21 protein-coding genes and 2 pseudogenes are annotated in these 24,833 nt (G+C 70.2%); 11 read left to right on the top strand and 12 right to left on the bottom strand.

Annotated features, from left to right (window positions below):
* The first annotated feature begins 71 nt into the window (after positions 1-71).
* The gene (locus tag OG403_RS00175; RefSeq protein WP_329560328.1) at positions 72-560 is read left to right on the top strand and encodes a hypothetical protein; all 489 of its coding nucleotides are present in this window, start codon (positions 72-74) and stop codon (positions 558-560) included.
* A gap of 156 nt (positions 561-716) precedes the next feature.
* Here the strand turns inward: OG403_RS00175 and OG403_RS00170 are convergent, their stop codons facing one another.
* The 3 genes from OG403_RS00170 to OG403_RS00160 all read right to left on the bottom strand — a co-directional run bounded on the left by OG403_RS00170 (position 717) and on the right by OG403_RS00160 (position 3,994).
* A complete protein-coding gene (locus OG403_RS00170) occupies positions 717-1,919 on the bottom strand; it encodes an IS110 family transposase (protein WP_442910842.1) in 1,203 nt (400 codons plus the stop codon).
* Between the two features lie 613 nt (positions 1,920-2,532).
* On the bottom strand, positions 2,533-3,090 hold the full coding sequence (locus tag OG403_RS00165; RefSeq protein WP_329560327.1) for a DUF3291 domain-containing protein: 558 nt from the start codon (positions 3,088-3,090) through the stop codon (positions 2,533-2,535).
* A 256-nt stretch (positions 3,091-3,346) separates the two neighbouring features.
* On the bottom strand, positions 3,347-3,994 hold the full coding sequence (locus OG403_RS00160) for a maleylpyruvate isomerase N-terminal domain-containing protein (RefSeq protein WP_329560326.1): 648 nt from the start codon (positions 3,992-3,994) through the stop codon (positions 3,347-3,349).
* A 130-nt stretch (positions 3,995-4,124) separates the two neighbouring features.
* On the opposite strand from OG403_RS00160, the pseudogene OG403_RS36625 reads away from it, so the two are divergent.
* Positions 4,125-4,223: pseudogene (locus OG403_RS36625) on the top strand (IS982 family transposase); the annotation flags it as partial.
* A 109-nt stretch (positions 4,224-4,332) separates the two neighbouring features.
* Here OG403_RS36625 and OG403_RS00155 read toward each other — a convergent pair.
* Positions 4,333-5,364 carry a hypothetical protein gene (locus tag OG403_RS00155; RefSeq protein ID WP_329560325.1) on the bottom strand — a complete coding sequence of 344 codons (1,032 nt, stop codon included), beginning with the start codon at positions 5,362-5,364 and terminating at the stop codon, positions 4,333-4,335.
* 624 nt (positions 5,365-5,988) lie between these two features.
* On the opposite strand from OG403_RS00155, the gene OG403_RS00150 reads away from it, so the two are divergent.
* On the top strand, positions 5,989-6,723 hold the full coding sequence (locus tag OG403_RS00150) for a Type 1 glutamine amidotransferase-like domain-containing protein (protein WP_329560323.1): 735 nt from the start codon (positions 5,989-5,991) through the stop codon (positions 6,721-6,723).
* A 691-nt stretch (positions 6,724-7,414) separates the two neighbouring features.
* On the top strand, positions 7,415-7,960 hold the full coding sequence (locus tag OG403_RS00145) for a hypothetical protein (protein ID WP_329560320.1): 546 nt from the start codon (positions 7,415-7,417) through the stop codon (positions 7,958-7,960).
* A 315-nt stretch (positions 7,961-8,275) separates the two neighbouring features.
* Here OG403_RS00145 and OG403_RS00140 read toward each other — a convergent pair whose 3' ends face one another.
* Entirely contained in the window at positions 8,276-9,934 is a 1,659-nt protein-coding gene (locus OG403_RS00140; RefSeq protein ID WP_329560319.1) for a hypothetical protein, read from the bottom strand.
* A gap of 883 nt (positions 9,935-10,817) precedes the next feature.
* Here OG403_RS00140 and OG403_RS00135 point away from each other — a divergent pair.
* Both OG403_RS00135 and OG403_RS00130 read left to right on the top strand, forming a co-directional pair.
* The gene (locus tag OG403_RS00135; RefSeq protein ID WP_329560317.1) at positions 10,818-10,991 is read left to right on the top strand and encodes a hypothetical protein; all 174 of its coding nucleotides are present in this window, start codon (positions 10,818-10,820) and stop codon (positions 10,989-10,991) included.
* A 28-nt stretch (positions 10,992-11,019) separates the two neighbouring features.
* Positions 11,020-12,021 carry a DNA polymerase Y family protein gene (locus OG403_RS00130; protein ID WP_329560316.1) on the top strand — a complete coding sequence of 334 codons (1,002 nt, stop codon included), beginning with the start codon at positions 11,020-11,022 and terminating at the stop codon, positions 12,019-12,021.
* Positions 12,022-12,481: 460 nt separating this feature from the next.
* On the opposite strand, the gene OG403_RS00125 is transcribed toward OG403_RS00130, so the two are convergent.
* From OG403_RS00125 to OG403_RS00110, 4 genes and pseudogenes are all read right to left on the bottom strand, one after another.
* Positions 12,482-14,332 (bottom strand): flavin monoamine oxidase family protein, encoded by a 1,851-nt coding sequence (locus OG403_RS00125; protein WP_329560315.1) that lies wholly within the window; start codon positions 14,330-14,332, stop codon positions 12,482-12,484.
* 373 nt (positions 14,333-14,705) lie between these two features.
* Positions 14,706-14,879 (bottom strand): annotated as a pseudogene (locus OG403_RS00120) (IS6 family transposase); the annotation flags it as partial.
* A gap of 218 nt (positions 14,880-15,097) precedes the next feature.
* On the bottom strand, positions 15,098-15,763 hold the full coding sequence (locus OG403_RS00115) for a hypothetical protein (RefSeq protein WP_329560314.1): 666 nt from the start codon (positions 15,761-15,763) through the stop codon (positions 15,098-15,100).
* A 26-nt stretch (positions 15,764-15,789) separates the two neighbouring features.
* Complete coding sequence (locus OG403_RS00110) at positions 15,790-16,203, bottom strand: hypothetical protein (RefSeq protein ID WP_329560313.1); 414 nt, start codon at positions 16,201-16,203, stop codon at positions 15,790-15,792.
* Positions 16,204-17,095: 892 nt separating this feature from the next.
* On the opposite strand from OG403_RS00110, the gene OG403_RS00105 reads away from it, so the two are divergent.
* The 3 genes from OG403_RS00105 to OG403_RS00095 all read left to right on the top strand — a co-directional run bounded on the left by OG403_RS00105 (position 17,096) and on the right by OG403_RS00095 (position 20,691).
* A complete protein-coding gene (locus tag OG403_RS00105) occupies positions 17,096-18,337 on the top strand; it encodes an alpha/beta fold hydrolase (protein ID WP_329560311.1) in 1,242 nt (413 codons plus the stop codon).
* A 5-nt stretch (positions 18,338-18,342) separates the two neighbouring features.
* Complete coding sequence (locus OG403_RS00100; protein WP_329560310.1) at positions 18,343-19,947, top strand: serine hydrolase domain-containing protein; 1,605 nt, start codon at positions 18,343-18,345, stop codon at positions 19,945-19,947.
* A 165-nt stretch (positions 19,948-20,112) separates the two neighbouring features.
* Positions 20,113-20,691 carry a hypothetical protein gene (locus tag OG403_RS00095; RefSeq protein ID WP_329560309.1) on the top strand — a complete coding sequence of 193 codons (579 nt, stop codon included), beginning with the start codon at positions 20,113-20,115 and terminating at the stop codon, positions 20,689-20,691.
* Between the two features lie 8 nt (positions 20,692-20,699).
* Here OG403_RS00095 and OG403_RS00090 read toward each other — a convergent pair whose 3' ends face one another.
* The 3 genes from OG403_RS00090 to OG403_RS00080 form a co-directional block, all read right to left on the bottom strand.
* Positions 20,700-21,263, bottom strand: coding sequence for a TetR/AcrR family transcriptional regulator (locus tag OG403_RS00090; RefSeq protein WP_329560307.1), 564 nt, complete (start codon positions 21,261-21,263; stop codon positions 20,700-20,702).
* Positions 21,264-21,442: 179 nt separating this feature from the next.
* Entirely contained in the window at positions 21,443-22,834 is a 1,392-nt protein-coding gene (locus OG403_RS00085) for an amidase (RefSeq protein WP_329560306.1), read from the bottom strand.
* On the bottom strand, positions 22,821-23,030 hold the full coding sequence (locus OG403_RS00080) for a hypothetical protein (protein WP_329560305.1): 210 nt from the start codon (positions 23,028-23,030) through the stop codon (positions 22,821-22,823). Before OG403_RS00080 ends, OG403_RS00085 begins: the two co-directional genes overlap by 14 nt.
* Before the next feature lie 255 nt (positions 23,031-23,285).
* Here OG403_RS00080 and OG403_RS36620 point away from each other — a divergent pair, with 255 nt between their 5' ends.
* Both OG403_RS36620 and OG403_RS00075 read left to right on the top strand, forming a co-directional pair.
* Positions 23,286-23,477, top strand: a complete 192-nt coding sequence (locus OG403_RS36620; protein ID WP_442911036.1) for an STAS domain-containing protein — start codon at positions 23,286-23,288, stop codon at positions 23,475-23,477.
* Between the two features lie 894 nt (positions 23,478-24,371).
* Positions 24,372-24,650 carry a helix-turn-helix domain-containing protein gene (locus OG403_RS00075; RefSeq protein ID WP_329572022.1) on the top strand — a complete coding sequence of 93 codons (279 nt, stop codon included), beginning with the start codon at positions 24,372-24,374 and terminating at the stop codon, positions 24,648-24,650.
* The last annotated feature ends 183 nt before the right edge of the window (positions 24,651-24,833 follow it).

Genomic DNA, 24,833 nt, shown 5'->3' with positions numbered 1-24,833 from the left:
CGGCTTGACCGCGCGGGAGTCCGACGGCATGGCCGGCACGGGGCCCCGAGACCGCCGAACTCGCCAGACGCATGCGATCCCGTCTGGCAGCCCTTCGGCTTGCCGCCGTCGCCTTCGCCGCCGCTGCGGCGTTCGGCTCCACCCCAGCGTCCGCCGCGACCGTGGCCCCCAACGACGCCTGGATCCCCTGCCAGGTCGGCCTGACGGCCGACAAGGCCTGGGCTCCCGGCAGCAACCTCGCCCCCGGCGTTCGCTGGTGCGTGGGCGAGTACCAGCTCACCATGCAGAACGACGGCAACCTGGTGATCTACGACGTGAACGGCCACCCGCTGTGGAACACGCAGACCGAGGGCAATCCCGGCGCCGGAGCGATCATGCAGAACGACGGCAACCTCGTCGTGCAGAAGAACAACCAGCCGCTGTGGAACTCCGGAACGGGCGGCAACACCGGCTCGTACTACTACCTGTGTTTCCAGACCGACGGCAACCTCGTGATCTACGCACCACTGCCGAACACAACGCCGTGCAACGGCGCGCCGCGCTGGGACAGCAACACCTGAGCGGCACGCCTGTGGGTCGGTGCGGCGGTCAACCGCCGCACCGACCCACACGCGCGTTGCGCGACGTCGTGTCGGCCAAGGCGGGGGGCGCCGCAGCGCACTGCTGCAGTCGGTGCGGAATTGGTGTTCCCCGAAAAGGTGCCCCTATGGTTTTCGTCAAGCGGCGATGGCGGCCGGGGGCTCGTAGAAGGTGCCGTCCCGGAGCATGGCGAAGAGTACGTCGATGCGTCGTCGGGCGAGGCAGACGAGGGCGGCGACGTGGTGTTTGCCCTGCCGTCGCTTCTTGTCGTAGTAGGCACGTGATTCGGGTTGGGACAGGGATGCGAACGCGGCGAGGTAGAAGGCGCGTTTGAGCTGTTTGTTGCCACGACGGGAGGGATGCTCGCCGCGTACGGAGGAGCCGGAGCTCCTGGTCACCGGTGCGAGGCCGGCGTAGGCGGCCAGGTGGCCGGCGGTGGGGAAGCTGCTGGCGTCGCCGACGTCGATGAGGATGCGGGCTCCGGTCCTGACCCCGATGCCGGGCATGGAGGTCAGGACCTGGGAAAGAGGGTGGGCCTCCAGCAGTTCCTCGATGCGGGCGGCGAGGAGTCTGCGCTGGTCGAGCACGGAGCTCAGCGAGCCGGCGAGGCTGGGGACGATCAGCGAGGCGGCCTCGGTGCCGGGCACGACGACGCTCTGCTCGTCGAGGGCGCCGAAGATGTCCGCGACCAGGCGCTCGGCCAGCCGTGGGGCCTTGGGCCGCAGCAGGGTCACCAGCCGGCGTCGCCCGGCCTTCACCAACTGGGCCGGTGAGCCGTGGCGTTCGAGCAGTGTCAGGACGGCGGGGTGGTCCAGTCTTGGGCCCAGGATCCGCTCCAGTGAGGGGTGGATCTGGGTGAGCAGGCCGCGCAGTCGGTTCTTGATCCTGGTCGACTCGGCGGCCAGGTCGTCGTCGAAGCCGACGATCATCTCCAGTTCGGCGACGGTCTCGTCGGACGGCGCCAGGTCGCGCAGGGTGTGCGGCATCGTCCGTGCGGCGTCCGCGATGATCGCCGCGTCGCGTGCGTCGGTCTTGGCCTCGCCCGGGTAGAGGTCGGCGATCCGTCGCATCGTCAGGCCGGGCAGGTAGGCCACACGGCAGCCCGTGTCGCGGGCCACCGCCAGCGGCAACGCGCCGATCGAGGCGGGCTGGTCGACCACCACCAGCACGGTGCCGTGCTTGGCCTGGAGCCTGCCGAACACCTCGCGCAGCCTCGGCTCGGTGTTGGGCAGCCGCTTGTCGAAGACCCGCTTGCCCGCCGGGGTCAGGGCTGTGGCATGGTGTTCGCCCTTGCCGACGTCCAGGCCTAGGTAGACGTCGATGTCACCCGTGTCGATCACGTGCACTCTCCATGTCGCGCCCTCCCCGGCCCCACCTGCGGCATCAGCGTGCCGGCATCCACGTTACGAAGAGCCTGCCTCACCCTGGCCGGGCTCGGCGCTCGTGCCCCTAATCAGCGGTCTGCCGATGCCTCCGGTGCCCGGTGACAGCACCTTTTCGATCATGATCGACTGGGGCGACAAGTCATGCCGGGCCCGGAGGCCGGGAGCCCCGTTGCGGGGCCACGAAAACGGTAACGGGCGCGCTGGCCGTGACGCAGGACGGGCGGCTGGTGGTGGCTTTCGGCTGGGAGGTCGCGGTCCTTGCGGCCGTACATGGTCAGGAGCCCTCAGGACTCCTGACAGAGTGACTCGTTGCGGAGACGTCGCCAGCAGATGATGGCGCAGCCCAGGGTGAGAAGGGCTTCGTGGATGCCGTCGCGGATCTCCCAGCGGATACGAAGGCGGCGGAACCAGTGCAGCAGCGCGAATGCGGCTCACGTTCGGTTGACGCTTCGGCCGTGACACCACGAGCGGCTGGCTCCGTACGCGAGAACGGACAGCAGTTGTTCGCCGTCATTCAACCGAGGCGTTTGACAGCGAGTCCAGTCGTTCAGGATTCCTTGTCACGAAGTCAGCGAACCTGGTCGCTCTTCGGCCCGGTGTCTTTGATCCTGGTCGGAGTTCCGTCCGGAGCGAACGAGTGGTGGAAGGTGAAGGCGTGCGGCACGGAGCCGTGGTCGTGGAGGTGCTCCAGCCTGGAAACCCCGTCCCGCCAGGTGGGTATCACGCCGTCGGAGACCCACCAGCACACGTAGTTCGGGTGCCCTGTCCTCTCGAACCAGTCGTAACGCCTGTTCAGCGCCTCACGGTGCAGACCGGTGTAGACGGCGTCGAAGGCGGGGTGCAGGTCGGTCCAGAGTGAGAGTGTCGCGGCCAGGGCGGTGGTTTCCACCGTATGGCCCTTGCCGTACCAGGTCGGTACGGCGAACTCTCCCCATGCACCCCAGTCCGCCCCGAAGAGCATGCCCCGGTCACCGTCTGCCGCTTCAGCACGCGCGAGGTATCCGGGGTGCTGACTGATCTTCCGGTAGACGGCCTCACCAGTGTCGTAGAACTCGCGCGTGAGAGGTGCGGGATCGGCGAGAGGTGACTTCAGGACGCCGAATGTGTACAGAGCAAGCTGGGGCATGCGTCTCTCCCTGGTTGGGGCTGCCTGGCGTGGACCCGGTTCGGTGGCTTACGCATGGGGGCGAGGGTTCGTGGGGCGTGACCGGCTCATCCCGTCGCGGATGGCCCAGCCTGAAGGAACTCCCGTGCGACCGTGGGCGACCACCGAAGGCCAGGCAAAGGTAGCTGCCTCTGCGAGCCATGTCGAAGTTGCGATTTCCCTGTCCACGTGGCTTCTTGCACAGGTCCAACTGGCCGCTGCGGCCAGAGCCCCGGGGTCAGAACGCGGAGACCGTCTCCGGTGCCCGCTCCGCCCGGGCCAGCGCCCGCAGCAGCGCCACTGGGCCGTGCCGACGAGCCGCGAGCCGTACGAGCAGGTCGTTGACCCGCTCATACGCCGAGTCCGTCACCGCCGCTGTCGCCACCCCGACGCTCACAGCCAGGTCGTCGCCGTGCACCAGCAACTCCATCAGCCGGGTGGCCAGAAGGTCCTCTGCGGTCATGGCCCGCCCCTCGATCCACGGCATCGCCACCGCCTCGCCGGGCGCCGCCGCGGCCAACAGCCCGACGACCTCGTCCCGCGCCTCGCGCGTCACCCGCGCCACCTCCGCAGGACCGGCCTGCGACCGCTGCTCCCCGCTGTCCCTGATCCCGACGTTCACCGGCGCGTCCACCCCGGCGCCGAGCCACGGCACGGCCGCGTAATGCCCCAGCAGACCGGTCACCGGCGCGTCCGCCGCCGGGCGCGGGCACTCCAGCGCCCACCGCGCCGACTGCACCTGCCACCCCAGGTGCGCCGCCAGCCCCCCGACCGTGAAGCCCTCGCACGCGCTCGCCCTGCCCCACCCGGCCGCCACCTCGTCCGACGCCAACAGCGCCACCGCCGAGTCCGCCGCCGCCAGGAAATCATCGAAGATCATCGCCATGAACCGGGAGACTACACGCGCATGCTTGTACGAGACGAGAAGATTCCAAAGCGGACGCCGTAGACGTGGCGAGGGCCGCCGTGATCCGTCTGTGGCGACAGGCCTGGAGACCCTCATCAGCGCACTGTAGGTGAAGGTCGACGACCAGCTGAAGCGGCCTCGGTGGCGCGGTCGGCCCCCGCTGCTGACGGATTCGGAGCTGATCTGCCTGGCCGTGGCCGCCGCAATCCGGCACAACAACAAAACCGCAGCGCCCATCACCAGGGGTCGACGGCGGCGAGTTGGTCGAGCAGTGGTTTGAGGTCGCGGTAGTAGTGATGCTCACCGGCTGTCGGAGCTCAGGTACCGATCAGCACGGTGAGCACCAGGATCGCGTTCAGCTCCGGGTGGTAGCGGTAGCGCATGGTGACCGGCCGGTGGTAGCGCTGCTCCGGGTTGAGCTCGACAACGTGGTCCTCGGCCGAGGCGCCCCGGTCGGGGCTGTCCTGGTCCACCCGAGGCGTCCGACTCAGCTCCCGGCAGGTTGCGTTGACGGAGCCGAACTCGACGGGCCGCAGGACCGCCCACATGCTGCTGACAGCGGCGTCCGAGAAGGCCACGAAGACGGTTCCGCGCTCCCCCTGACCTGCCGCGAGTCTGGCGCGCAGCTGGGCGGCGGACTCCGCTGCGGACAGCGCATCGGCCGTGCCGGTCCCAGCCGGCTCGCTAGGCGATACCCCGCTGATCCGGTTGAGCGCCTCGTCCACGTCGACGGCGAACTCGTCGTCCACTTCCTCGCGCAGGGCCAGCAGCAGCCGGGTAGCCTCCTCGGAGCACGCCCCGCCGATGTCGTGCAGGTGCTCGGCGCGGGCCACCTCGTTCTCCCAGCCGTCGTTCATCAGGTCCTCGCGGCGCACCACGTCCGCGGCCTCGTCACGCAGCGCCGAATCCATCTGGGCCAGGGCGACCGCGGCGGTCCAGCGCAGCTGGACGGCGCGAGCAGGGGCCGACCGGCCGGACTGCGGGTCGGCGATCGCGCCGCGCAGCGCCGCCACCGCCTCGCCCCGGTGCTCGGGCCCGAGCGCGGCCAGCGCCTCGGCGGCCCAGATCCGGTCCTCGTCGAAGGCCCCCGTGGCCGTAGCAGACCCGCGCAGCCGCTCGGCCAGTGCCTCGCGGTGCGGCGCGGCGTAATCCGCTATCGCCTCGGCAGTCTGCTCCGCCAGCGACATGGGAAAGTCGCGGCCGAGCAAGGCCTGCGTCGCGTGCTCCTGCTCCGCCTCGCCGACCCGGCCCAGGGCCCGCACCGCCGCCGTCAGTTCAGCCCAGGGAGTGGCCGCGTCACGCACGGCCCTCCGCAGGGCGAGGACGTCGCGGCCGGTGAGTCGATCCATCTCTGCTCCTTCGCTTGCGTTCGCGCGCCGCAGTCCAGGAGGCGCCGCCGACAGCCCACGCCTCACTGGCGTGACCAGGTGGATCCACCATGCCCGAGGTATCGTGGCCGCACTCGGATCCTCAACTCGCCGACCGAGAAGCTCAGTCGCGCCAGGGTGAACCGGCCCAGGCGGCGCTACGGCGTTCGCTGGGGGACACCACCGCGGACACGGGCCAAGTGGGACGGCACGGGCTGGACGACCATCGGCGGCGCGGCCACCGCGATCTACGCCGGCGGACTCGGCCTCTTCGCGACCAACCCGAACGACGGCTGCATCAACGAGACAGCGGCAGCGGCACCGGCCCGGCCGCGTGGACGAAGATCGGCGGCCCGGGCGCGAGTTACGCGGTCGGCAGCACCACTCTGGTCGGCCTGGCCACCGGCGACACCGCGGTCAGCGGCTTACTGGTCACAGGCAAGATCATCAGCACCATGAGGCTCTGCTGGTGCTCTGACTGGTTACGTTGGCCGGGTTGTGTCGTACCCGCGTTTTATGGTGCTGGAGTGTCTCGTTGTCGTGATCGGACCGATGTTCGGGGCGCAGCGAGTTCTCCGCAGTAGGCAAACTCAGGGAGGTAGGCACATGAGGGCACTGCTCACGTCGTCCGGGATCAAGAACAGCAGCATCCACGACGCGCTGGTCGATCTGCTGGGCAAACCGATCGCCGAGTCCAACGCCCTGTTCATCCCCACCGCCATCTACCCCTTCCCTGGCGGGCCCGGCATGGCGTGGCGGGCGATCTCCGGTGAGGGTCCGTCGCCGTTGTGTGGCTTGGGTTGGAAATCGTTGGGGGTCCTGGAGCTGACGGCGCTGCCGAGCATCGAGGAGGCTGCTTGGGTGCCAACGGTCCAGGCCGCCGACGCACTGCTGGTATGGGGCGGCGACCCCTTGTTTCTCGCCAACTGGATGCGGCGCTCCGGTTTGACCGGCCTGCTGCCGACGCTGCGCTCCGAGGCGGTCTACGTGGGGGTGAGCGCCGGGAGCATGGCTGTTGCCTCCACCTTTGTCGAGACCTACCGCGAACCGCCCCGCGGGAACGATGGACCGTTGAGGTCGGAAGACATCGTCTTCGCCACGCCTCAGGGTGACGTCGACAGAATCCTGGTCACGGGACAGGGAGCAGGACTCGTCGACTTCGCGGTGATCCCGCACCTGGAGCACCCGGATCACCCCGACGCCTCCTTGGCCAACGCGGAGAGGTGGGCGGCACGGATTCCCGCGCCGACGTATGCGATCGACGACGAGACCGCCATCAAGGTGGTCGACGGCGCCGCCCAGGTCGTCTCCGAGGGGCAGTGGAAGCTGTTCCAGCCCTGACAGCACCGGGCAGTTCCTGAAGGGAACGTCGGTCGGGTCGTTCCCTCGTCGACCTGTCCGCCAAGTCACGCCGCAGTCGACAGGGGCAGCCCGCCCCGGCGGATGCCTTCCTCGCTGCGGATACGGGCGCGCTCGCGGCGCTGGGCGGCCAAGACGTCCGGGTGGCGCGGTGGACGTCCTGGTCGCCCAACCGGACACGCCTCTTTCCCCGCGTGCGGCGCGGCGGTTGGGCGCGGTGCTGCGCCGGGGGAGGGCCGCGCTGCTGACTCCCCGCGTGTGGCCGGGGTCGGGACTGCGTCTGTCTGTCGGTTGGTCTCGTTGGGTCGGCCTCTTCTCCACATTCCACATGTCTCATGAGGCACAGGCACAGGCACAACTGGAGTGTGGCGCCGGAGTGCTGCCGGGAACCGGGCTGGGACATCCGGCATCTTCTTCTTCCAGGGAAGGTGAATTGACGGTGCCTCAGCTCCTTGGGTGGAGGAGAGTGTTGTCATCTGAGATGCCGACGGCTCGGCCTGGATGTCGAGGAGGTCTGGATGAGTGATCCGGAAGCTGCGCTGGCAGCCGGGACACCTGGCCGGCCGTTCGCGCCGCCATCACCGGTCCCCAGGCCGACGCCTCGACGCGGGCCCTGCCGCCGCTGGCCGAGGCCGGCGGCGGTCGGCGGGGCGAAGACAGTGAGCGCCGCCGCATGTTCCTCGCCTCGCGAGACGCCTTCTCCGCTCTCTACGGCGCGTCCGCACACGCTGTCGAGCCATCCGTCGAACTGCGCGGGCCGGACTTCGGGGTGACGTTGGCGGTCCACATGGCCGCGCTCGCCGCAGTGGACCACCACTTCCGCTCCGCCACAACGGCGACTTCGCCGGACTTGCCCGGCCTGAGCGCCTACCTGCTGGATCGGGAACGACGCCACTGGCAGACGCTCAACGAGGCCGGGGCGGTCACCAGCACCCCGATGGAGCTGGCCCGCGTCGCCTTCGTCGCGGCGCTGACCGGCGCGCTTCCGTACCGGGATGCCAAGGGGGTGCTGGAGGCGGCCGGACTCGGCGCAGGAGCGGACCGGCTGCTCACCGATCACGCGACCCCGGCCGTCTGGGGGCTCTGGCTGCGGCGCTGTACCTCGTTGCCAAAAACCTGCGCCGGCTGCACCCGGCCGAGGCCCTTCAGGCAGCCGAGGAGTCCGCTGCCCTACTCGTGCGGCTTCCCGCCGATAAGCAAGCCGGCCTTGCCACGGTAAGCAGCCTCCTTGCCGAGATCAGGCGAGAACGGGGGCGTTCACAGTGGCTCTGACTTCGGGGCAGAAAACAAGGTCGCTGAGGCCTTCTGTCGGGGAGTCTCGCGTGAGTCTGCCGAGAAACCCAGCAACTGTGGAAAGAAGGCCTCGGGTTGGGGCACGGGTTGCTGGCGGAGCGTCAGGCGCTGGTGGAGGTGACCGGCCGGGGTCAGGTCGGTGGAGCTGTGGCTGCCCGACGAGCACGGCGGGGTCCGCGCTGGCGAGCACTCGCAGGCGAGTGCTCGCCAGCCGCGTCCCCAACCTCGAGGGTCGGAACACCTAGTTCCCGGATCGCGGCGGCCACTCGTAAGGGGGCAGCCTGCGGTGCACGGGGCGGTCATTCACCGTTTGCGATTCCTTGTACGAGGCATATCGAATCCTGCCGAAGGAAACCTCTCCATCCCGGTGCACGTCCACCCCCTCGTTCGGGAAGGAGATCCATCCCGCTCCAGCCTGGGGCCCCGACACCCAGGGGGTGACCACGCTGCGAACGTTGGTCTCGCCGGCGACCACTGTGCCCCGCTTCTTCTCGGGGTCGGTGATCTTCACGCCCGTTTCGGTGAAGGCGATGCGGCTCTTCTTCCCGTCCGGTCCCTCTGCCCAATGCGTGGTCACGCCGTTCAGGTCGGCCCTGTCGGCCCAGACGGTTCCCCAGGCCCTTCCCTGGCCGTGGAACACGTTCAGCCCGGACTGCGGGAACTCGATCCACCCGTCGCTGTCGCTCGGCCCCTGCACCCATGCGGTCTTCACACCGTTCACGTCAGCCCGGTCGGCCCAGACGGTCCCCCGGTCCTGCTTGCCCTCCTTGTGCACGTGCACTCCGCCCTGCGGGAAGTCGATCCATCCGTCGCTGGGGTTGCGGCCGTGCACCGATTTGGTGTCCACGCGGTCCACCTCGGCCTTCTCTGCTGAGAGGGTGCCCAGCTGCTTCGAGCCGCCCTGATGGATCTCCACTCCTGATGACGGGAAGTCGATCCATCCGTCGCCGGCGTTGTTGCCGTGCACCGTCCTGGCGTTCACGCGTTCCGCGTCGACCCTGTCGGCCAGGACGGTTCCCAGGGCGCCGGTCCCGTTGTGGATCTCCACCCCGGCCGCGGAGAAGGTGACACGGCTCCTGCTCGGCGCCTGCTCGACCCACGGAGTACGCGTCCCGCCGTCGAACTCGGGGACGAGTGCGTGGACCGTGGTGGTGAGGAAGTACCCCTGCTGCTGCTGCGCGGCGGTGGTCGTCCCGGCGATGAGGGTGTAGGTGGTGCCGCGCCTCGGTGCGGAGGGGGGTGACCAGGTGTAGGGCTGCTGGGTCACCTGCGGCCCCTGGGCCGCCGACTGGACGAGCACCTCGTTCCCCTGCGGATCGCGGATCCAGTAGTCGAGGTTGTCCGGCCCCTCCCACGTCAGTACGACGTTCTGGCTCGCATCCACGTCCACCAGGGAGTTCTTCTCCGGGCGGAAGTTGCGTGGGATCTTCGGAGCCTGCTTCACCAGCCCGAGAGTGGTGACGAAGTTCGCCCGCCGAATGGGGAGGTTGCTGTCGCCGCCGCCGGAGCGCTCGTGGATCTTCAGGCGGACCAGCCCCGCCATGTCGGAAACCGGTATGTTCTCCAGTTTCAGGACCAGCGACTCCTCGTCAGGCAGGGTCAGCCTCCCCCCGGAGGGGTCATGCACCCGGAAGCGGCCGAGCGTGCTGTCCCAGTCGAAGGCCGGCTCCGGCTCCCGGTTGACCGTGTAGTCCTTCTCGATGCTCGCGCTGATCGCCGTGGGGTTACCCGTCAGGTCGTCGGGTCCGCTGCCGATCGGTATCTCCACATCGATGAAATCCCACCGCACCTCGGACTGGTGGGTGTTGGAGACGATCACGTACACCGTTCCCACGGACGGTGCCCCGGGCTGCGACGCCAAGAGCGAGGTCGGATCGGTGAGGATGGTGTAGTTCAGCAAGGACGGCACGGTCAGGACTCCCTACTCCGGCGCTTCACACGATGCGGCAGAAGACGCGCGGTTGAGGCTCGGTGCTGGCAGGTGCTGGGTCAGTGCGGTGGCAGCGGTTCAAGCGGGCAGCCGGTGGGTTCAGGGGCAGGCGTACGTCGCCGGTGACCGTTGGTATGGCTCGTTCGTCAGTCGTCGCGGCTCGTCGGAGCCGGCGCAGGTGCCCCAAGGGCTTCGACGCCGGCTCACGCCGGCGCCTCAGCAGGAGCTCATGAGCTCAGCGCCGCACTGCTGCCCCCTCCGCCTGCGCGAACTCTTCAAGCGGCATCTCGGCCGGGCGTGTCGTCTCCCCTGGCCGTGCTGCCACTCGGGGCAGCACCAACAGAATCGTCCCAGCGGGCGGTCCAGGAACCACGATTCTGCATAAGTGGCCCGAACAGAGCCCCCGGCGGCTGAAACCGAAGCCGGCCCGGAAACTCCCGCGCGATCGCGTCGATCATCTGGGGGGACCAGCCACTGAGTTGCGCCTGCCCGCCGACGCCTGCCACCGTGCGACTGCGTCGGCTCTGAACTCCGGGCTGTACTTCGATGGCCTTGCCACGCGGATCCTCACCTTCCTGGATCTACAAGATCCATTGCCAGGTGTGTCCACATCGGGGGGAGTGCAGCCGACGATTCAGGAGCCCAGTTGCCCCGGGCCGCATCCACGGGGAGCCGGGGAAACGGTGAGCTTGCTCCGCTGTGACGGACACCGTCGGTGTGGTGGTCAGGCCGCGAGGACGGTCTCGTACTCGGCGGGACTGCGGTAGCCGAAGCTGCTGTGCAGCCTGCGGTGCTGTGGGTCGCGGCCGTTCACGCCTCGGCGGGATTCGACCGGGAACTCCCGGTCCGGCAGATGGACCGGCTGATCGAAGTGTTCTCCGATCGCGCGCTGCTGACGGTCCGGAACACGGACCGCCGCCTGTGCGCCGACGGGGGATACCCGATGATCCTCCGTGACGAGGAACTGCGCGTACTGGTCGAACAGGCCCTCGCAGCTGCGGGGCCCCACATGGCCGAGACATGCTGAAGCGTCTGGTGAATCAGGGCAGCGCCGGATGAGCCGAGCGATCCTCCGCCTGCGCTTCTCCCGGCCGACGTTCGAGACCTACCGGGAGCTGTTCAGCGTGCTCGGCGACGTGCCGCCCGTCGTCCAGGCGCTGCCGCCCGACTCCGCGCTGATGGATGTCACGGGTGCGCTGAAGTACTTCCAGCGCACCCCGGCCGACCTCGCCGACCTGCTGCAGACCCGCCTGCTCGCCCGCTACGGCCTGCACACCGCGATCGGCGTCGGCCCCACCCGGATGCTCGCCACCACGGCCGCCGACACCTGCCGGCCCGGCCATACCCACGTCCTCGACCCGAACGACCCGGACGCCAGCACAGCGTTCCTGCGCGCTCGGCCCGTCGAAGCGCTGCCCGGCGTCGGCCCCGCGCGCACCCGCGCCCCGGCACGCTACGGCGTCACACCCGTGGGACAGCTCGCCGACCTGCCCCTGGCCACCGCGCAGCGCGTCGCCGGCGCCAGCACCGGTCGTCTACTCCATGACCGCGCTCACGGGCGTGACCCGCGCCGCATCGCCCCCAGCGGACCTCCCACCAACATCGCCGCCACCCGCCGCTTCGACCGCGACATCCTTGACCCCGAAGAGGTCCGCCAGGAACTCCCCGCCGTCGCTGTCGACCTCGGCGCCCGGCTGTGCACCTCCCACCAGCAGGCCCGCCAGGTCCAGCTGCAGATCACCTACGCCGATCACACCCACACCACCCTCAAGAACCAACTTTCCACATCCCGGTCGCAGGACGCCCGCTACGCCCTCCACGGTGCCCTCGGGCTGCAGTGGGCCCGGATCCGCGCCGTTATCGCATGCGTCGGCCACCTCAACCACGCCGCCGCCGGCTACGTCCAACTCACCCTCGACCGCACCACCGAGGACCGGCGCCGACTCGAACCGGTCCTCGACAAGGCGAATGGCCGGTACGGAACCGGCACCCTGCGCCCCGCGATTCTGGCATCCCCGCGCTACCGGGGCCGACCAGGTCGGCCCCGAGCGGCTTAGCGCGATGCCTCGACCCCGCCACCGTGACAGATCCGGGCCAAGACCTCGTCGCGCAGGACCTCCAGACCACCGCCCCGGATGAGAACTGGGCTGCCAGTGGAGGTGTACCACTCCTCCCCACCGGCATACCGGAGACGGACGGCCTCCCGGCACGCGGGCAGCGTGCGGCGGTCAGGCCGGCGGTGGCGACGCGGACCTCATCGGTCACGCCCCGCCCGGGCGGGGCGTGACCTCGTCCTCGAAGACGTCCGGCTCGACCGCCGATATCAGGGCGCTCGGCAGGTGTTTGGCATCTCGCCCAGCGTCGTCTTTTCAGGCTTGGTGACGCTCAGGTTGTACACGTAGGTGACGTCGCCTCAGGCCCGCGTACATCCCGTACTGGCTCGGCTCCACCCTCCGTGTCGCCGGCCCGATCCTGCGGGGGATCCAGCCGGTCTCTGCCGGCGGTGTCAGTGCCTGGTCAGCGGGGGTGCACTTCCAGGAAGGCGCGGACCGCGGATTCCAGGGCGCCCTCGATCCAGGCGGGCTTGAGGCTGGTGTGCTCGCCGGCGAAGTGGACCCGGCCTTCGACGGTGCGGGTGGCGGGGTGCAGCTCGTGCAGTTGGCCGGGGGTGAAGATGACGGCCTCGCCGAGCGCGTAGCGGGCTCGGGCCCAGGACTGGGTGGCGCCGGCGCCGGTGAACTCGGTGCGGACCTTGGGTCCGAAGAGCTTCTCCATGTCGTCCAGGGCGAACGCGTAGCGCTCGCCGGGGGTGAGTGAGTCCCAGCGCATGGCGTCGTCGGACCAGGTGTAGGAGGCCAGCACGACGCCGCCGGGTGAGTGAGCCGGGGAGTGCGAGGGGAAGTAGGTGAAGCGGCTGGCGCTGTCCGAGACGCAGCCGCCGCCGGTGAAGCCGTTCGGCCCGTCCTCCCAGAAGCGGGTCTTGAACTCCAGCAGGACCTTGGTCGCCGAGTCGTAGTGCAACTCGTTGACGGCCCGGCGCTTCTGGTACGACATCAGCGGCTCGATCGAGCAGAACCGCAGGGCGCTGAACGGGACGGTGACGATCGCGTAGTCGCCCTCGAAGGTCTCCAGCGGCGTGGTCGGCGCGCCGTCGCAGGACTCCTCGGTGCCGCTCTCGGCGGTGGTCTCGATCCGCACCCCGGCGTCGGTCTGCACCAGCCGGGTCATCCGCCGCCCCAGGCGCAGCTCGTTGCGAAGCTTGCCCGCCAGTGCCTCGGTCAGCACGTCGGTGCCGCCCTCCAGCTCCCAGTAGCGGTTGGTGGGGCTGATCACGGCGTGGTCGATCAGGGTGGGGATCAGGGAGTAGTGCAGCCGGGAGGTCATGTTCTCCAGGGTGCCGACGGCCTGGACCTTGGCGAGGTCCCAGCCGGCCTGCTCGACCAGGTAGCGGTGGGTGGAGTAGCCGTCGTAGCGCTGGAAGACGCGGGACCAGGCGGAGAGCTGGTCGCGGATCGGGCCGGTGGGGACGGTGACGTCTGCGAAGGCCTTGGTGACGGCGTCGGTGGTGGTGGTGCCGAGGGTGGTGCCGAAGGTGGCGTTGACCGCGCGGGGAGACTGCGCGTAGGAGGTGCGGGTGGTCTGGATGCCGTTGACGGCGATCTTGGTGCGCAGGTTGGCGGTCGGCGCGCGGAAGGAGCCGCCGTCCTCACCATTGCTCCAGGTCTCGCCGGTGAACGAGCGGTAGACCACCGGCGGCACGGCGCCCGTGGGCACGGCACGCGGCGCCACGTCGGCGTTGTAGAAGAGCCGGCGTCCCAGGCCGAGCTTGTCGGCCAGCGCCAGCACCAAGGGGTGGAAGTCGGGCAGCCGCATCGCGCCGGCCTCGGCGTGCAGGTCCGGGTCGGTGAAGATCCCGCGGAAGGTCTTGACCCGGCCGCCCACCCGGCTGCCGTTCGCCTCGATGACCACCACCTCGTGCCCGGCCTGCTTGAGCAGATGAGCGGCCGTCAGACCGGCCACGCCCGCACCCACGACCAGTACCTTCTTGCGCGGTGCGCGCGGCGGCAGCTTCTCGTCGATCAGGATCCGCAGGTAGGACAGCTTGAGGTCCTCCTGCTCGTCATCGCTGACCAGCAGCATCTTCCGGGCCAGATCCCGGCCCTGCGCTTCGTCGGCACCACCCCCGCTGCCAGCACCTGGCGTGGTGTCGTCAGCGGGTGCGGGGGTCGGGGCAGCGACCGCGCGGTGGGCGAGACCGGTCACGCCGGTCACCGCGGCGACACCGGCCACCGAGCCGACCAGGGTGCGCCGGGAGACCTTGGCGCGGTCGTCGGCGGGCAGAGGCTGTTGGTTGAGGGGCTGATTCACAAAGAACTCCCGAGCCGGGGACAGAGGGCAACACCCGGCGCAACTCCCCACGACGATCAAGGACACGAGAAGTCGAGGCCGTTCACCCGGACGTGCGCCACGGTCACCCCGGAAGGTCTGGCTCGGTACTTCGGCCGTGCCACTGGGGCCCGATCCGGGCTGGCGTCTCGTAACCCGCTCGTCCGGGCACTGCCTTCGGACCGCCGCGCGCCGGGGGAGCGGCCGGCCGGAGCCGGGCAGCGGCGCCGACGGTGGCGCCCCAATGCCGGCCCGAAGCGGTCGGCACGGCGCTGTCACGTTGATGCGCGTGTGTCCGGCTGAGGGTGTGCCAGGGTGCGGTGGGGTGCGGTGGGGTGCGGTCCGGGCGTCTGGGTCAGGCCGCGGTGGGTGGGCCGATGGTCGCGGTGACGTGGTCCCAGACGGTGAAGCGGACGGTCATCTCGAGGCGGTGCTGAGCGGCGGCCAGCAGGTGGCGTCGGGGTCGGAAGTGGGGTGAGATGCCGCTGAACGCGGATGGGAACCGTTGGGCGGCGCCGGGTGAGCGGAAGTGCGGCACACCGCAAGGGAGATGATCTCCACCGGGTACCGGTGGCCCCTGTACGACGGCGACCCGCGCTCCACGACAGACGACTCCCCGGCCAGACCAACCCGAAGATCATCTCACTCGTCGGTCAACGTGACAGCACCCCTCAGCGTCCTGGTCGACGTAGCCGGCCACCGGATCATCGACGCTCTGCCCGACTGGGGGGCCGACCAGGGGAGTCATCAATCGTCCAGACCGAGCACCGCCGCGACCATCAGGCCCTCACTGTCCGCGAACGTCCCCCAGCCTGCGCTACGTTCGCCGGTGAGGAAGCCGAAGGCGTTGGCGCCGCTGTCCTCGTCCAGGACGAGTTCGTGCCAGCCTTCCGCGTAGGCGCCGTTGCTGTCGGATGCCTCAACGCTCTCGAGGAGCTTCACGAACTCAGCCTGCTGCCACCCGGCCTGGTCGGCCCGCGCCAGGCCTCTGCGGCGCAGCTCCGGAATCGCCGCGATGAGCAGGGGATCCGTCGACCCCCCGAACAACGGCTCATACCGGCCGAGCCACATCATGCCGACCCCGGGAAGCAGACCGGCGGTGCCGCCCACAGCCCGAACGCCGTTCGGCGGAACTTCGCGGAAAAGCACGGTCGCCGCCTCAACCAGCATGCCCTGCCGGTCCAGGCAGTCCTCGGACGGGGTGAAGGTGAGGACGAGCGGGAATCGGCCGGAGAGCGGCTCATCGAAGACGATCCCCTCGCCTTCGCCGAACGGGACCTCGGCGAACAGCGATTCGCCCGCGCCCTCAGGAATGACGAGATCGCCGACATAGTGATGCACGGCCCCTTCGGGGAGCCGTCGGAACAGTCGCATGGCGGCGGCGATGGGGTCGACTATCCGAGACTCGGTCATGCGGGAACGCTATCGGATGGGATGCCTCACACCCTCACCCGGCCGACCACCACGCCAAGACCGCCAAGCAACGACAGGAAGAAGCCGGGGCAACACGTCGCGCCGCCCGTGAGGAAGCCGCCGAACAACGTCGACAACGGGAAGCGGATCAGCAGCGCCGGCGCGAGGAAGCCGCCGCGCAGGACCGTCAGCGCAAGAAGCGGGAACAACGTGAGATGGCCGAGGCCGCCTGCACGACGAGAACGTTCCGGCAGATCCCCCTTCCGATACCGCTTCCGGTCACCTCCACCCGTGATCGCGCTTTTCCGCAGGTCAGACCCATTGAACGTGGCCCCCGCTCCCCGATCTGGCACCACGACGGCCCCCAGGCCCACGCCGAGCACCAGGCCACCCTCGACACCCAGCACGAAGCCGACCAGGCTGACGCCGAACGCGGCCACCGCCCAGGAGCTGGAGGACCTCGAAGCGGCGTGGACGCTGACGCCGGCCCGGTGGCGTTGCACCCACTGCGGGGGCCGGATCACCGGGGAGGGCCATGTCTGGTTCGGCCCGCTGCCCGAGCCTGGCCAAGACCGCGACGACGACAGCTGGAGCCGGCCGCGGAGACGGCTGGGGCGAGCCGCACAGCAGCCCTGACCATGGCGGAGAGGGCCCGGGACTACGCGGCCGCCGGGGCAGCGGTGAGGCCGTCACATCCGTGCAACCGCCGCAGCGGCCGCTCGGTCACGGGCGCAGGAAGGGTGGCCTTGCTGCGCACCGCCTGCGCTGCTCAACTGCGACGGCCCGCGCAACCCGCGGCCGCGATTGCGACGGCCTGCGCAACGACCGGTTGCGCATCGGGTGCGACGCCGCAGGTCGGGGCTGGCCCGGTGGTCGCACGAGGGTGTCGCCTCGGCCCCGGCAGCCCGGATAGCGGCCCGCCAAAGTCAGTAAGCCGCTTCCTTCTAAATGGTGATCTTCGGCGGGCCGTGCGCGGCACCGGGGACCTGATGGAACGTCAGCCTGCAAGTGTGGGCCGGTGACCTCGGTTGTCTGCAGCAGATTTGAGGTGTCGTGATGAGAGCCGTGAAGCTGACCGTCCTGGCCGGCCTGCTGGCTACGACTCTGGCGGCCGTGCCGAGCGGGGCCGCGGCCGAAGGGTCCGTGGTGAGGACGGAGCACACGTCACGGTTCGTGCCGGGCCCCTGTCCGCCCACGCTTCCGCACGGCGTGCGGGCCGGCTGCGGATACCTGGTGGTGCCGGAGAGCCGGGCCCGGCCCCATGGGCAACAGCTTCGGCTCGCTGTCGCGATCGTCCCCTCCCAGTCTCCGGGACCGCATGGGGACCCGATCGTGTTCCTGCCCGGCGGACCGGGGCAGGACGCCATCAGCGACATTAAGCAGATCACCGAGACCGGCCTGAACCGGGACCGCGATCTCGTCGTCATGTCGCAGCGCGGGACGCTCTCCTCGCCGCCCGCCCTGACCTGCCCCGAGATCGACAGGTTCTACCAGCAGCGGATCGGGCTGCCCTACGACGCCCCCTCCACCGGCCGCTTGTACGTGCAGGCCGTTTCCGCTTGCCGCGGCCGACTGGCAGCCGAGGGCGTCGACCTCGCGGCGTACAACTCCACCGAGAGTGCGGCCGACCTGGCGGACCTGCGGACGGCACTCGACATCCCGGAATGGAACGTGTTCTCCCATTCCTACGGAACCGAACTGGCGCTGACCTACATGCGCAGGTACCCGCAGGGGATCCGCTCGGTGACGCTCGACGGGGTGGTGCCGCCATCGGTGGCAACGCCCGGCTGGACCTGGAGCAGCGTCAAGGAGTCGTTCGACAACATCACCGGTGCGTGCGCGGCGCAGCCCGCCTGCCGCACGCGCTACCCGGAGCTTGCCGCGGTGTTCACCGGTTTGGTGAGCCGGTTGGAGGCCCACCCGGTCACGACCCAGGTGACCGTGCCGGGGGCCGGGCCGGTGACGGTGGTCCTCGACGGCGGAGCACTGGTGAACTGGATGGTCCGGGCCAGCCACACTCCCGCCGAGTTCCCGATGGCCGTGGACGAGCTGGCCCACGGCAACCCGCAACTGGTAGCCGAGCAGTGGGCGTCCACCCGCCTGCCCGGCAGCGAGGGAATCTTCGCCCACGGCCTGTCCCTGAGCGTGTGGTGCAGCGAATGGGTCCCCTTCGAGACCGCGCGCGAGCAGCTGACGGCCGGCTTGCGGGCCTTCCCGACCTTCCCCACCTCTGTCCTGGCCCAAGCGCCACAGCTGGCGTTCCTGCGCGAAGCCTGCCGCGCCTGGGACGTCCCCGCAGCGGACCCGTCCATCCGTGAGGTCACCCGCAGCACCATTCCGACGCTCGCCATCTCCGGGAGCTTCGACGCTCAGACCGGCGCGGTCTGGGGGCGCTACGCCGCACTGACGCTGCGGAACTCGATTGTGGTGACGCTCGCTGGCGTCGCGCACGGCGTGTTCGACACCCCCTGCGGCTCACACGTGATCACCTCCTTCTACGACCGCCCCGACCACCCCGACACCCGGTGCGTGGCCTCGGTGCAGCCGCCACCGTTCATCATCGGGCAGAGGTGAACGAGGTGACGCCGACAGCCCTGGACCAGGCCGATCACGCCGCCGCCTTCGCCGCTCCCGACAGCCTCGACGCCCCCGCGGTCACAGTGCCCGGTGCCGCCCGCCCGCTCTCGCGCCGCAACCTGCTCCGCATCGCCGCAGGCGGGGCGGCTCTGTCGCTCACACCGGCTCCGGCCCGCGCCGCCACCCGACGACCCACCGGCGCCGTGGACGGCGCACACCGATCGCTGCTGCGGGAGCTCGACGCCAAGATCGAGGCCGCCATGACGGCCTACGCGATCCCCGGGGCGGCGGTGGGCCTGCTGCTGGGGGACCGCGAGTATGTCAGAGGATACGGTGTCACCAACGTCGACCACCCGGTGCCCGTCGACGGGGACACGCGCTTCCGGATCGGCTCGACCACGAAGACCTTCACCGGCACGGCGCTGATGCGGCTGGTCGAACGGGGCAGGATCGACCTCGACGCCCCCGTCCGCCGGTACCTGCCCGACTTCGCCGTGGCCGACCGTACCGCCTCGCGGCAGGTGACTCTGCGTCAGCTTCTCAATCACAGTGCCGGTTGGCTCGGTGACGACTTCCAGGACTTCGGCCGGGGCGCCGACGCGGTGACCCGCTTCGTGGACTCCATGGCCCGCCTGCCCCAGCTCACGCCGGTCGGCCGGACGTTCGCCTACAACAACGCGGGGCTCTGCGTCGCCGGGCGCATCCTGGAGGTCGCCAGCGGCCGCAGCTACGAGGCCGCGGTCCGCAGCCTGCTCCTGGACCCGCTCGAACTACGTCACAGCAGCTTCTCCAGCGACGAGATCATCGGCCGCAACATCGCAGCCTCGCACAACGTCGTCAACGGCAAAGCGGTGGTGGAGCCCTCCTTCTGGCCCCAACCGCGCAGCCTCGCCCCGACCGGCGGACTCGTCTCGAGCGTGCGCGACCAACTGGCCTGGGCCCGCTTCCACCTCGGCGACGGCACCGCCCCCAACGGCACCAGACTGCTGAGCAAGGCGTCACTGGAGCGGATGCGCTCACGCCCGGGACCCGGCGGCACCATCGTCGTGGAACTCGACGGGATGGGCGTCACCTGGATGCTGCGGCCCACGGCCCAGGGCCCCCGGATCGTGCAGCACGGAGGCACCTGGCCGGGTCAGGTCTCCGGCTTCCTGATGGTGCCCGGCCGCAGCTTCGTGCTGACCCTGCTCACCAACTCGGTCGGCGGCTCACGCCTTCGCGACGACCTCTTCACCGACGACTGGGCGCTGCGGCGGTTCGCCCAGGTCAGCAACCTCCCCGCCGAAGCCCGACACCTGAGCGCCGCGGAACTGGCCCCCTACGAGGGGCACTACCTGAACCGGCGGATCAACGAAGCCGGCACGTGGGAGGAGACCCACGTCGAATTCCGCGCCCACCAGGGCCGCCTGCAGGGGACGATGACCACGGAGGGCGAGACCAACGAGCTGGGCGTGGCGTTCTACCGCCCCGACTACGGACTCGACCTCGACCCCTCCGGGCAGCCGATCGGCACCCGCAGCGACTTCCTGCGCGGACCCGATGGACAGGTCCTCTGGTGGCGCAACCACGGACGACTCCACCGCCACACCGACCAGGCGACACCCTGACCCACCGCGAGGGGAACACGCTTGCGTAGGAGGTCCAGGCCCGCGCGGCCGAACATCCGCCGCTTCAGCATCTTTACCCGGTTCACATGGCCTTCGACCGCTCCCGAACTCGGTGGAGATCCGGGTCGGGGGCCGCGGCGTCCGGGGCAGGGCGGCACCCAACGGGTGGCGCTGCGTCTGACGATGGCTCAGGCCGCCCGCCGCCTCGGCGTCAGCCATGACGCTGTCCGCTTCGTCCTGAAGGGGCAGCCGGCCCCGCCCGGGGCGGCGAAGAGCGCGAAGTGGGAGGGAGGAGCGGCCGTTCGCCGGGCTCGCGCCGCACTCCCCAGGGACAGGTTCGCCCGCTTCTACCTCGACGAGTACCGCTCGCTCAAGTGGATCGCGGAGCACGCCGGCGTGAACGTCGACGCCATCAAGGCCCTGGTCCGCGAGTACGGCATGACACGTGAGGGCAGAGCGACCCGTCGGCGTCAGATCGATCTCGACTGGCTCCGCGCCCAACGAGCCGCTGGACGCACCTGCCGCGAGCCGGCCGAAGAGACCGGCTTCTCGCTCGCGATGATCAGCTACCTGGGCCGACGGCACGACACGCCCGGCCGCCCGACAAAGGCCAGTGATGGACACCCGCATGCCGCGCCTGGACGGGCTGGAGCGGGCGCGCGCCGACCCGCCCCACGCGGCGAGGTCGTCCCGGCCTCCGAGGCCCGGGCACCGGAGGCACTGCCAGGGGGCACGCCGGTGTGATCACCTGGTCACGGGCCGGTCGGGCCGAGAATCTCTGCCACGAGTCGGCGCGCGTACGCGGCGTCGAGTCCGTCCGGGCGGAAGAGGATGCGGTACATCATGGGCGCGACGACGCGGTCGATGACCGTCTCGACGTCGAGGGTCCGCTCCCCGCGTTCGGCTGCTCGGGTGAGGATGAAGTTGATCTGGTCGGCGGCGTAGGCCGAGCACTGGCCGGCGTTGCTGCCGTCGGGGTCGCCGAGCAGGGCGTCGCGGATGTAGGCGCGACCGGCGGGGCAGGCCATCTCGTTGAGGAACTGCTCGGCCCAGGACGTCAGGTCGGATGCCAGGGCGCCGTGGTCCCCCGGTGCGGTGTCGGGCCGCAGACGCTCGACCGCTACGTCCGACAACAGCTCCTGCAGGTCCCCCCAGCGGCGGTAGATCGTCGACGGCGTCACACCCGCACGCTGGGCGACCAGCGGCACCGTCAGGGCGTCCCGGCCCACTTCCGACGCGAGTTCGTGTACGGCGGCGTGGACCGATGCCTGGACCCGGGCGCTGCGCCCACCGGGGCGCGCCATCTGCCTGCTCATAGCGCCCACCTTAAAGCAAACCAATTGCGTCTAGCGACCGTCCATTTCCGTGCGACGAACTGGCCACTCGTTCGATGACCGTCGCGCCACGAGCCGTGGACGCACCGCCACCTCGCGCACGCCTGCGAGGAGCGGCCTTCGGCCCGGACGAATGGTTCGGCCGGGCCGGAAGCACTCGTTCAGGCTGCGCGCGCGAGCTCGCGGGTGGGCTGGGTCTGCTCGTAGGCGTGGCCGACTCGCAGGAGCACGCTCTCGCCGAGCGGTCGCCCGAGCAGCTGCATGCCGATCGGCAGACCCGCCGCATCGTGGCCGACCGGTACCGACAGGGACGGCAGCCCGGTGATGTTGGCAGGGGATGAAAGGCGTACGTAGGCGTCGGAGACACCCTCGACCGTGCCGTCGGCCCAGGTGATCGTCTCCTGGCCGGCCTTGGCCGCGGTTGCCGGGACGGAGGGGGCGGCGATCAGGTCGACGTCCCGCAGCATGCGCGCCCATTCCTGCCGCATGAGGGTGCGGGCGCGCTGGGCGCGGAGGTAGTCCCCGGCGGGCATCAGTTCGCCGGCCTCGAGGAGGATGCGGACGTCGGCCTGGTACAGCTCGGGGACCGTGCGCAGGGTGCTCTCGTGGTAGGCGGTCGCCTCGGGCACCATCAGGCCCCACTGGGTGGCCTGGATGTAGCGGGTCATGGGGATCTCGACGTCGACGAGGCGTGCGCCGAGGGCCCGAAGCTGGTCGATCGCGCGTCGTACGGCGGCTTCCACCTGGGCATCGACGTGGTCGAAGAAGTAGGTGCGCGGCACGCCCACGCGCAGGCCCGTCAGGTCCGCGTCCGCGGTCGGCCGGTAGTCCGTGCCCGGTGCGGTCAGCGAGGCGGGATCGCGGGGGTCGTGTCCGGCCAGGGCCGCCAGGACCAGGGCCGAGTCCTCGACTGTGCGGGTGATCGGGCCGACGTGGTCCAGTGACCAGGACAGGGACGTGACGCCGTGGCGGGGGACGAGGCCGTACGTCGGCTTGAAGCCGACCACCCCGTTCAGCGCGGCGGGCACCCGGATCGATCCGCCGGTGTCGGTGCCCAGGGCGAAGGTGGCGGTGCCCGCGGCGACGGCGACGGCGGATCCGCCGCTGGAGCCGCCGGCGACCCGGCCGGTGTCCCAGGCGTTGTTGGTCTGCGGGGTGGTCAGCCCGTAGGCGAACTCGTGGGTGTGGGTCTTGCCGACCAGGATGGCTCCGGCCGCCGACAGGCGTGCGGCGACGGTGCTGTCGGCCTGCGCGCGGTGGTCGGCCCGGACACGGGAGCTGGCCGACGTCGCCACGCCGGCGACGTCGATCAGGTCCTTGAGGCCCATCGGGATGCCGTGCAGCGGACCACGGTAGCGGCCGGCCGCGATGTCGTTCTCGGCTTCGCGCGAGGCCCGTCGGGTGTGCTCGGCGGTGACGGTGACGTAGGCCTGAAGGTGCGGGTCCACCTGTTCGATGCGCTCAAGGACGGAGTCGGCCAGCTCGACGGGGGACAGCCGCCGAGCCCGGATCGCCTCGGCGGCCGCGCTCAGGGACAGTTCATACGGCTGCATCGTGCATCTCCTGGTCCGCGCGGTAGGCGGGGGCGGGCGGGGTGTCCCCGAAGTCCAGCTCCCGCAGGACCGCGACGACGGAGTGGATGTGGTTGGCGGTGGCCGCGACCGCGGCGTGGCGGTCGGCCGGCAGCCGGAGCCCGGTGCGGGCGGCCCAGTGGGCCGCTTCCGGCGGGGTGAGTTCAGCGGAGGACATGGACTTCTCTCTCCTCGGGGCTGGATGGGCGGAGCGACCCCCGACCAAAAGCTAAGTGTTTGCGTTAGGCGACGGTAGAGCCTGCGGTGACTTAAAGCAAAATCATTGCGTTTGGTGTCGAGGAATCCCATGTCCACCGTCACGCCCCGCGCGCCGGCGCTGTCACGGTGCCGGGGATGTGGTGGCTGAGGTTGTGTCAGGGCGCTTTGGCCCGATGCTGGACCTGTCTCAGGCCGCGGTGAGAAGGGCGGCGACATCGATCTCGCCACCGCTCCCGCGCTGCAGCGCGCCTTGGTCGACGCGCTGCGCCGGCGCGGTGAGGTCGTGCTCGACCCGTCGGGGGTCACGTTCGTGGACTGCGCGGGCCTGCGTGCCCTCGTCGCGGCCCGCGACCGGGCCGACCGGCAGAGCCCGGGAAGCGTGAAACGCGGGCGGGGTGCGCGGTAGTCCCCGCAGGGCAGAGGCTACCTTCCTCGCGGACACCGAAAAATCTGTGCTGGCTGTAGTAGACATTGCCATGGGCTGTGGTTAACGTTTCTCTCGTAGGCGCAGTCAAGCGGTACCCGCCAGACACGAACTGGCGGGCTGTCAGTACCGAAGTTCGCAGGCCGGCCCGGCTGCGGGGTCCCGAAGCCAGTTGGTGCAGCAAGGCGACGGGACCGGCAGCCGGGCCGGGTGGCCCGCAGGTATCAGGGGCCACCACCGAGCGGTACCGCGGTAAGTGCAGTGGCAGTACCAGCAGTGAAGTTGAGTCGAGCGGTACCGGCAGTCGCGGTACGCGGGATCCCAGCAAAGGCGCCAGGACTGCAGGCGCGCGTGCTGGGAGGTCCGGCAGTGGGGTTCCAAGCCAGGCAGGTGAGCACGACGGGCGACGGGGCTGGCCGCCGGACCGGGCGGCCCGCAAGGGGCCGCCGAGCAGTACCAGGTAGTTGGCAGTTCAGCAGTGCGGAGAAGTACCCGCTCAACCACGCAGGACCAGCAGTTCGCAATGTCCGATCAGTACTGAGGATGAACGGAGGGGACAGAGCGCCATCAGGATCGCCCGGCCCGTGAGGTATTCACCCGGGCGGACACCGCAGACCCCCTTTTGAGTACGAGGACGGTGGTTTCCGGTCACGCATACGCGATCCCCGCACACCCCACCCCTTGGGGAGTCGCGGACATAAGGAACCCGGCCCAGGCCGGTAGATGGTGTAAAACCCTTCGGGGCCCCGGAGCCGCAACGGCGCCGGGGCCCCTCGACGCGTCCCCGACACAGCAAGAAGAGGTGCAGTGACCACGGCCACCAATCGACCGCACACCCCCGACAACCTCGACGACGACGACTATCCCGCCTACACCATGGGCCGCGCCGCCGAGATGACCGGCACCACCCCCGGCTTCCTGCGCTCCCTCGGCGACCAAGGCCTCATCGCCCCCCTGCGCTCCGACGGCGGCCACCGCCGCTACTCCCGCTACCAACTGCGCATCGCCATGCGCGCCCGCGACCTCGTCGACCAGGGCACCGCCATCGACGCCGCCTGCCGCATCATCATCCTCGAAGACCAACTCGAAGAAGCCCTGCGCATCAACGAACAACTCCGCCAGGCCGCAGGCGACCCGCGGCTGGCGGACACCTGACTCGCACGCCTGGCCAGGCCATGACCGGTCGGCGGCGAGCACGAAGTGCTCGCCGCCGCCTCTGGTGCTGTTCGCCATGGCACCCAGGCGGCGCGCGCACGTGCGGCGTGGCGCCGCCACGCGGGGCTCGGCCGCTCGACGTGCACCGTGCGACGGCGCCGGCCTGCCTCGGGGTGACGCCGC

The sequence above is a fragment of the Kitasatospora sp. NBC_01266 genome (assembly GCF_036242395.1).
Taxonomy (GTDB): Bacteria; Actinomycetota; Actinomycetes; order Streptomycetales; family Streptomycetaceae; genus Kitasatospora.
This window is presented reverse-complemented; position numbering and strand designations above follow the sequence as displayed.